This is a genomic window from Streptomyces sp. WAC06614, from assembly GCF_003949795.1.
Lineage (GTDB): Bacteria > Actinomycetota > Actinomycetes > Streptomycetales > Streptomycetaceae > Streptomyces.
Genome location: NZ_RPRY01000304.1, coordinates 1 through 8,114 on the forward strand (window position 1 = coordinate 1; position 8,114 = coordinate 8,114).

Annotated in this window: 7 protein-coding genes and 1 pseudogene; all 8 read right to left on the reverse strand. The window is 72.8% G+C overall.

Annotated features, from left to right (window positions below):
* Positions 1 to 837 precede the first annotated feature (837 nt).
* On the reverse strand, positions 838 to 1,392 hold the full coding sequence (locus tag EF918_RS28665; protein WP_260610770.1) for a phage tail protein: 555 nt from the start codon (positions 1,390 to 1,392) through the stop codon (positions 838 to 840).
* Positions 1,389 to 3,344, reverse strand: a complete 1,956-nt coding sequence (locus tag EF918_RS28670) for a putative baseplate assembly protein (protein WP_125651838.1) — start codon at positions 3,342 to 3,344, stop codon at positions 1,389 to 1,391. Before EF918_RS28670 ends, EF918_RS28665 begins: the two co-directional genes overlap by 4 nt.
* A complete protein-coding gene (locus tag EF918_RS28675; RefSeq protein WP_125651839.1) occupies positions 3,344 to 3,802 on the reverse strand; it encodes a GPW/gp25 family protein in 459 nt (152 codons plus the stop codon). The genes EF918_RS28670 and EF918_RS28675 overlap by 1 nt, the downstream gene beginning before the upstream one ends.
* A 16-nt stretch (positions 3,803 to 3,818) precedes the next feature.
* Positions 3,819 to 5,777 carry a VgrG-related protein gene (locus EF918_RS28680; RefSeq protein ID WP_185921965.1) on the reverse strand — a complete coding sequence of 653 codons (1,959 nt, stop codon included), beginning with the start codon at positions 5,775 to 5,777 and terminating at the stop codon, positions 3,819 to 3,821.
* Positions 5,774 to 6,505, reverse strand: a complete 732-nt coding sequence (locus EF918_RS37325) for a hypothetical protein (protein WP_185921966.1) — start codon at positions 6,503 to 6,505, stop codon at positions 5,774 to 5,776. The genes EF918_RS28680 and EF918_RS37325 overlap by 4 nt, the downstream gene beginning before the upstream one ends.
* A 74-nt stretch (positions 6,506 to 6,579) precedes the next feature.
* The gene (locus EF918_RS28685) at positions 6,580 to 7,044 is read right to left on the reverse strand and encodes a phage tail protein (protein ID WP_125651841.1); all 465 of its coding nucleotides are present in this window, start codon (positions 7,042 to 7,044) and stop codon (positions 6,580 to 6,582) included.
* Positions 7,041 to 7,505, reverse strand: coding sequence for a phage tail protein (locus EF918_RS28690; RefSeq protein WP_125651842.1), 465 nt, complete (start codon positions 7,503 to 7,505; stop codon positions 7,041 to 7,043). The genes EF918_RS28685 and EF918_RS28690 overlap by 4 nt, the downstream gene beginning before the upstream one ends.
* A 62-nt stretch (positions 7,506 to 7,567) precedes the next feature.
* Positions 7,568 to 8,114 (reverse strand): annotated as a pseudogene (locus EF918_RS28695) (hypothetical protein); the annotation flags it as partial.

An 8,114-nucleotide genomic window follows, 5' to 3' on the forward strand; every position in this document is an offset into this window, starting at 1 on the left:
GGGGCGGAGGAGCCGTCGCTCCATCGGACGCCCCTCCCGGTCCGCCGGCTCCTCCGCCGAAGCCGGACGGCCCGCCGAGGCCCGGTGGTCCGCCCATGCCAGGGGGGCCGCCGGGCCGGCCGGGGCCTCCGCCGAGGCCGGGCGGTCCGCCCAGGCCGCCGGGACCGCCGGGCCGGCCGGGGCCTCCGCCGAAGCCGGCGGGACCGCCGGGGCGGCCAGGGCCGCCGCCGAGGCCGGGGGGTCCCCCCAAGCCTCCGGGACCACCCGGGCCGCCGGGCCCGCCAAGACCTCCGCCGAGGCCGGGCGGTCCGCCCATGCCTCCTGGTCCGCCGGGCCGGCCGGGACCGCCGCCGAGGCCGGGCGGTCCGCCCATGCCTCCTGGTCCGCCGGGCCGGCCGGGGCCCCCGCCGAGGCCCGGTGGTCCGCCCATGCCTCCTGGTCCGCCGGGCCGGCCGGGGCCCCCGCCGAGGCCCGGTGGTCCCCCCATGCCAGGGGGGCCGCCGGGCCGGCCGGGGCCGCCGCCGAGGCCGGGTGGTCCGCCCATGCCAGGGGGGCCGCCCATGCCGGGGCGGCCCATGCCGCCCGCCGCGCCCGGTACTCCCGCCGGGCCGGTCCGGCCAGGTATCGGGGCCGCTTTGCCGACGTCGAAGTACAGTGCGCGGGCACGCTCCATCAGGCCGCGGGGGGTGCTGGCCTCCGCCTCGGCCTTGATCTCCTTGCGCTCCTCCTCGTCGAGGTCGAGCTCCACCTTCTGGCCGGTCCATTCGAGGAAGCTCCCGCAGGAACCGCAGAACGCGTCGTCCGCCTCGTTGTGGAACCCGCACTTGCGGCAGACGATCACCCCGGCAGGACCTCCACGGCATGGGGGAGGTGGGCCGGCTTGGCGGCCGCCACGAACCGCTCGACCGCCGCCCGGTCCACCGGCACCTCCGGTGCGATCCGCACGGTCAGCAGTGCGGCCCCCCGCTCCCGCAGCCCTGCGGGCCCGTGCCCGTCCGTCGCGGAGGGAGACGTCCGTACGGTCACCGCGGTGCCGTCCTCGACCTCCACCCGCCCCCCGAACATCAGCCACAGGTGGTCGCGCAGCCCGCTCGCCGTGCCCCGCCGCCGGTACAGGTCACCGGCCGAGGCCAGCAGCCGCCGGCGGCGCGCGGGGTCGGCGGGGCCGCCCAGGTCCATGTCGACCCAGCCCGCCAGCCACGGCAGGAAATCGGTCGGGGCGAGCGCCGGGTCCAGGTAGTGCTCCAGGCAGTCCAGCGTGGAGATCACCGGGGCCACCACGTCGTCCAGTCCGGCCGTGAAGCGCTGGACGAACTCGTCCTCCTGGAAGACGGCCGGGAGCATCTGCCCGATCGGGTAGGGCGAGGCCAGCCCCTCCACGGTGCCCCTCACGAGGTCTGCTCCACCCGGACGTGGTGCTCGTAGGAGAACACCAGGCTGGACGGGTCCAGCTCCAGCCGGTCGGTGGGCTCGCCGTGGGACCCCGTCACCGGGTTGGCGCTGTACAGCTTCAGTTCCTCGACCAGGTCGACCCCGTCCACGGCGTGCAGCCGGGCGTACAGGTCACCGGTCTGCACCGGCCGGCCGAAGGGCCAGCCGGTGCCCTCCGGGCCGCCGTCGATGGGGTCGAGGAAGCCGTACAGTGCCGCCGAGACGTCGTCGTGGACCTGGTCCGGGTCCGCCCCGCGACGCGCCCGGACCCGGGCGATCACCGTCACCGCCCGGTACAGCGGCGGCTCGATCAGCACGTGGGTGCCCAGCAGCCGCCGCGGCTCCAGGTGCGCCGCGATCCGCTCCAGCACCGCCTCCGGCGGCACCAGGTGCTCGAAGCGGATGTGCGTGCCGCCGGGCGGGGCGGGCACCACCAGCAGCTTCACCGATCCGGCCGGTACCCCGGGCTCGCCCGCGGCCAGGCACCGCACCCGGGCGATCTCCGGAGCGGCCTGCCGGGCCAGGACCTCGTAGTCCTCGGCGGTCACGGCCCGGTCCCGGGTGCGCAGCAGCAGCGGGGCGCGTTCGCGGAGGTCGGCCAGGCTCTCGCCGTCCCGCCCGCCGGCGGACGGCTCCAGGTTCTCCACGTCGGTGACGAACGGGACGGCCGAGGTCAGGGTCTCGATGGCGCCCGCGGCGACGTTGCCGCGCAGACCGCCGCCGGTCGCGTACGAGCGCAGTCGCACCTGGGCGTCCCGCTCGGGCACCGCGCCGTGCTGGCGCACCGAACCGTCCGGCTCGCGCAGCATCGGGCCGAAGCAGACCGTGCCCGCCGTCGGGTCCAGCAGGTAGTGGCGGTCCTGCGGGCCGCTGTCGGCGAAGTGCTCCACGCGTTGCCAGCGCACCCAGCCGTCCTTGCTGCTGGTCTCCAGCACCGGTTCGGACACGTTCAGCAGCACCGGCGAGCGGGTCAGGGACAGCCGCTGGCCCGGGGTGCCCTCGGCCGTACCGAGCATGTCGTCCTCGACGACCTCGGCGTGCACGGAGGGCACCGTGGCCCCGACGACGCCTGCGCCGAGCGCGGTGATCTTCGGGGAGGAGCTGTACGCCGGCACGTCCTGCGCGGCGGGCACCACCACGGCCCGCAGCCAGCCGGCGGTACGTCCCTCCAGCACGCTGGTCTCGTGCCGGGCCGGGAGCTGGAGGACGACCTGGCCCGGCCGGTTCAGCCCGCCGGTGGTGTCCTCGTGGAGCGCGCACTCCTGCCAGCTGCTGCCGTCCCACGCCTCCCAGGCCAGGGGCGGCCGGTCGGGGTCGACGCCGATGCCCTGGACCGTGCACTCGAAGTCCAGGCGCACCACGCACCGCGGGGCGACCTCGTTCAGGCCGATCAGCAGGGCGTCCCCGGGAGCCGGAGTGCCCTCGCCGAAGGCGTCGAAGTCGATGTCGAGGCGCAGGTGTTCCTCGCGCGGGACGAGCGCCCCGCGCGCCGAGTCGAGCGTCAGCAGGTTCTCCAGCCGGGCCGCGGGCATCGTCACCTCGCGCTCGGTGGAGAAGACCACCGGCTCCAGGCCGTCGCCCGAGTGGGTCGCGGTGCTCGTGCCCCGGGGCAGCACCACCGGAGCCGAGGCGGGAGCGGACAGCCAGAACGTCACCGCCGTACGGGCCGCGGTGGGCGCGGTCAGCCCGAAGCCCAGCATCTTCAGGAACGTCAGGTACAGGCGGTCGGGGACCTGGTTGACCCGGTAGAGCAGCTGGTCGGTCATGAAGGCGAAGGTCTCGATCAGCGTCACGCCGGGGTCCGAGACGTTGTGCTCGGTCCATTCCGGGCAGCGGCGCATCACCATGCGCTTGGCGTCGTCGACCAGGTCCTGGAAGCGTCGGTCGTCCAGGTGGGGGATCGGCAGGGACATCAGTAGTCGCCCTCCTCGGGGATGACATAGAAGGGGAAGACCAGGTTCCGCCGGTCGTTGGTGATCTTCACGGTGTACTGCACGTCGATGTAGAGCAGAGACGGACGGTCGGGCTCGTTCGTCACGTCCACGCTCTCGACGTCGATCCGCGGTTCCCACACGAGCAGGGCCTCGCGCACCGCGTTGGCCATTTCCGTGCGGGTCCGCCCGGCCGTGTCGCCGAAGACGAAGTCCCGCAGCCGACAGCCGAAGTGCGGACGCATGGGCCGCTCCCCGGGATACGTGGCCAGGATCAGGTACATCGCCTGCTCGATCTCGTGCCGGCCCCGGGCGAGCGCGATGCGCCCCTGTGCGTCCGTACGTACGGGGAAGGCCCAGCCGGCCCCGACGAAATCGGCCGTAGGAGGCCCACCGGAGCCGGCGGCCCGCCCACTGGAGGGAAGGGAGGGGAGAGGCATGACTGCGGCCGGCCTTTCAGTTCAGCTTGATCGGGGTACCGCTGACCTTCACCACGGTGCCCTTGATGTCGAGTTCGCCCTTGCTCGTCAGCGAGAGCTTGCGGCCGGCGGACACCGCGATCTCGCCCCCGTCGACCAGCACCTTGCCCTGCATGCCCGCCTTGACGTTGACGGTGCCGTTCGCCCCGGCGTCCACCGTGACGGCGCCGCCGTCGCACTGGATCAGCAGCTTGCGCGCGCCGCCGCGGCCCGAGGACGCCGCGTCGCACTTCAGCGTCACCGTCGAGGCCTGCTGGTCGATGACCAGGGCCAGGTTCCCGTCGGCGTTGGACAGCGAGACCTCGGAGGCCGCCTTGGACCCGCCCGCGTCGGTGAACACCAGCCGGTTGCCGGTGTCGGACACGAAACCGTGCCGGGCCACCTCCGCGGTCTTGCCGCGGGTCTGCACGGCCGGGCCGCCGAGCCCCTTGGCCGTGTACGTGCTGCGGGGATTGACCAGCGAGCCCAGCACCACCGGACGGCCCGCGTCCCCGAGCTCGAAACCGACCAGCACCTCGTCCCCCACGCCCGGCAGGAACAGGGCGCCGCCCTTGGCGCCCGCGCCGAACTGGGCCACCCGCGCCCAGTCGGACTCGTAGTCGTCGGCCAGCCAGGGCAGGTGCAGCCGGACGCGCCCCTGCTTCGAGGGGTCGTTGATGTCGCTGACCACGGCGCAGACCACGCCCTCCACGGCCGGACGCTCGCCCGTGCCGCTGCCGTGGGCCAGGCCGTGCAGCGAGCGGTCCTCGCTGCCGCCCGAGGTGAACCGGGTCCGGTAGCCGTCGTGCTTGCTGAAGACGTGGTGGGCCTGGGAGACCCGCCAGCGTCCGGCGAACGACTTCGGCACGTCCTGCACGTCGACCTCGGCGCCGGCCTGCACCCCGGGGTGGCCCATCAGCCAGCCCTCGGCCTCGCCCCGGGTGCCCGCCAGCAGCGTGGCCAGTCCCTTCGCCCGTTCGGTCAGGCCCTGGGCCGCCGCGGCGCCCACCGCCGGCGCGCCCAGGACCAGGTCCACCCGGTCCGGCTTGGAGGCGCGGCGCTGGTTGGACGGGGTCAGCGGACGGTCGAAGGTGTGGGTCACGGCCGCACCGGTGGGCCCCTTGCGCGTGTCGCGCACGTCCGAGGTGGCGGAGACGGCCCGCCCGCTCTGCGCGTCCCAGGCCCGGACCTCGACCTGGCGGGCCGGGCCCGAAGGATTCAGCCGGGGCCGGAACGACAGCAGATTGTCCCCGAAGGCCAGCGTGACCGGCCCGGACCCGCCGGACAGCAGCCCGCCGCCCGGTCCGGAGTTGGCGGGCGGCCGGAAGTAGAACTTCCCTTCCCGCACTCCCGTCTCCCAGCCGAGCGCGCGGGCCCTGCGGCGCAGGAACGCCCAGTCGCTCTCGGCCACCTGGGACACGTGCGCGTACCGCATGCCGTCCATGCGGACCTCGCCGATCGACAGACCCGCGTCCTTGGCCACCTGCTGGGCGATCTGTCCGTCGCTGGAGTTGAGGAACGTACGCGTGGACCTGCCCCGGTGCAGCCGGTGACTGGGGTCGAAGCCCCGGACGACGGTGTGCACGCTCATGTCCTGGCACACCGCTTCCACGGAGGTGATCTCCCCGGACACCAGCAGTGTCCCGGCCTCCTCACCGGTGGTCGCTGCGGCCAGGATCTCCACCGTGCAGCCGGGCTGGAGGGCGCGTTCGTCCGTGGCGGAGGAGTCGAGCGGATCCGGTTCGAGGAACGTGATCTCGAACATGTCGGGCAGGTGCAGGTGCGTGTCCACCACCACCCGGACGATGCGCTCGGCCAGGTCCGGCGCGAGGGCGGTGGGCCGGCTGCTGCCCGCCCGTACCTCGGGCAGGACCTGGAACGGACTGGAGCTCTGGGCGCTTCCCGCAGACCCTGCACCGGCGGACGCCCGCCCCGCGAACGGCAGCCGGACGCTCACCGGGCCTCCTCGGGGGCGAAGTCCTCGGGGTGGGGCAGGTACAGCACCTGACCCGGCTTGACGCGCAGCGGGTCCTCGATGTCGTTGGCCCGGGCCACCTCCCGCCAAGCGTGCGGGCTGCCGTAGCTGTCGAGGCCGACGGCCTGGAGGTTCTCCCCCTCGGTCAGGGTCCGGGTCCCGCGTCCGGGCAGGCCTCCCGAGGTCGGGTTGGTAGGGAGGGTGCCCAGGGGATTGGGCTGTTCGAGCATCTGGAGGGTGACCTTCGCGCGCACCGGGACGGCGTCCGCATTGAACCGGACGTACTTGATCGTGGCGGAGGTGAGCATGACCGAGTAGCAAAAGCCCATCAACGGCGGCCCCCACAGGAAGGTCAGCGTGGGCAGCCGGTTGGTGTAGTCGGTCCCGTCGTGGGCCTTTCTGGTCAGCATGCCGCCGACCATCTGTCCCAGCCCACCGCTGCCGGGATGCATCCAGTTCAGCAGTTGGTCGCACAGGGGCTTGGTTTCCATGCCGCGGATCGTGACGTCGCTCAGCGAGATCTTGGACGGTTCGGACCGTACGAACTGGCTGCCCATGTTGCCCTGCTTCTTCGCGCCGTGGTTCGTCACGCGGACGTCTCGCGAAAGGCTGATCGAATCCGGGTTCAGCAGGAAAGGCACCGTGCCGATCATCGGCGCCTGGGTGCATGTCAGCACCGCAGGGCCGTACACGTTCCCCAAAGTGGTCATGGCGCCTGGCCTCCTTGTCTCGCTTGTCGTGGTGCAGTCGGGCAGATGCTGTGGTGCAAGGCCGGTGACAGGGGCTACAGGAAGCCCTGGTGGATGAGTTCGAGCTGCTCCAGGGCGACGTTCCCGCTGGTGGCGTCCATGTCCGGGCCCTTCCAGGACTTCGGGTAGACGTTGCGCAGGGTCCACTGGAACGCCGGCTTGCTCAGATCTCCGGCGGTGTCCATCAGCGTGATCGTGGCCGTGCCGCCGCGGTCGCCGTCGTCCTCGCTGTTGAGCCACTCCTGCTGCATCTGCCGCAGCCAGGCCTGCACGGCCTTCGTACCGTCGGCGGTGATGGCGCGGGTCAGTGTCACGTTCGAGTACTTCAGGCGGGTGGGGAGCACCCAGGACTCGTCGTAGGAGCCGCCGACGTGCACGATCTCGTTCTCGAACTCGACGGCCAGCCCCTTGCAACTGGACCAGCCGCCGAGCTGGATCCCGTCGACGGCGACGTGGAACCGTGAGCTCAGTCCCATCCTCGTCCGGGAGGTCAGGTTCATTTGGCCGGCTTGTTTCCGTCGTTGAGGAAGCCGTTGTGCGTGAGCTCAAGCGTCTCCAGGGCCACCTTGCTCGTGCCCGCCTCGAAGCCGCCGATGGCCCACTTCACCGGCGAGACGGACTTCAGGTTCCAGCGGATGACCTCCTTGTTGTTGGGGTCGTACAGGATGATCGCTCCGGTCTGTGTGCCGGGCTTGTTCCCGAACGAGTTCTCCGAGAGCCATCCCTGGACCTTGGGCGAGTCCTGGCAGGCGGCGCGGGTCAGCTTGATGTTGGGGTACTCGGTGAAACCGGGGTAGAACCAGCGGTCGTTGCCCGCGTCGCCGGCCCGGTAGTCAGCCATCTTCCAGGTGACCTCGAGGCCCTGGCACTGGGCCCAGCTGCCGAGGTTGATCCGCCCCTCGTCGAGTTCGACGACGAACCGGTTGGAGAGGGCGAGCGTGGAGGTGTCGGCAAAAGCCATGTCGTTCCTTCTGGATCAGTGAGTGAGCGGATGAGTGGGTGAGTGGGTCGGGGGCACGGGGGTCAGAGGAAGCCCAGGCGCTGGTGGCCGGTCAGCAGCTCGCGGCGGAGGTCGTCCACGAGGAGGGGGTAGAGGCGCTCGGAGAGGAGCCGCAGCGACACCTCGTCCCAGTCCTCCACCAGCGCCGCCAACTGCTCCCGGAGGGTGTCGGCCGAAGCCGCCTCCGGCGCGCCGGTGTCGGGTGGTGCTGCGGCGGGTTCCGCCGCCGGGTCCGCCACAGGTGCGGGCGGCGGAGCGAGAGGGGCCGCCGCGGACGGGCCCGGGTCCGCCGCGCGCGTGGCGGTGGAGCGGCCCGGGGTGACCTTCGTGACGGCGCCCCGCGGAGAGGAGGCGGCCCGCCGCGGGGCGGGCGGCTCGAGGTCCTCATCGACCTCGTCGTCGTACGCGTCGTCCTCGTCCTCGTCCTCGTCGTCGAGGAAGGAGCGGTCGGCGGTGGGGCTGCCCCAGCCGCGGTCCACGGCACACTGCCGCCACTCGTCCCGGCTCTCCCGCTGCTCCTCGGCGCTGCGCGAGTAGAACGGCCGCATGAGGCCGCTGGTCACGGAGGAG

Bases quoted from the DNA above. Each gene is read 5' to 3' on its own strand.
- EF918_RS37325 (WP_185921966.1), bottom strand. From the start codon at position 6,505: ATGACCACTTTGGGGAACGTGTACGGCCCTGCGGTGCTGACATGCACC.
- EF918_RS28670 (WP_125651838.1), bottom strand. From the start codon at position 3,344: ATGTCCCTGCCGATCCCCCACCTGGACGACCGACGCTTCCAGGACCTG.
- EF918_RS28690 (WP_125651842.1), bottom strand. From the start codon at position 7,505: ATGGCTTTTGCCGACACCTCCACGCTCGCCCTCTCCAACCGGTTCGTC.
- EF918_RS28685 (WP_125651841.1), bottom strand. From the start codon at position 7,044: ATGAACCTGACCTCCCGGACGAGGATGGGACTGAGCTCACGGTTCCAC.
- EF918_RS28675 (WP_125651839.1), bottom strand. From the start codon at position 3,802: ATGCCTCTCCCCTCCCTTCCCTCCAGTGGGCGGGCCGCCGGCTCCGGT.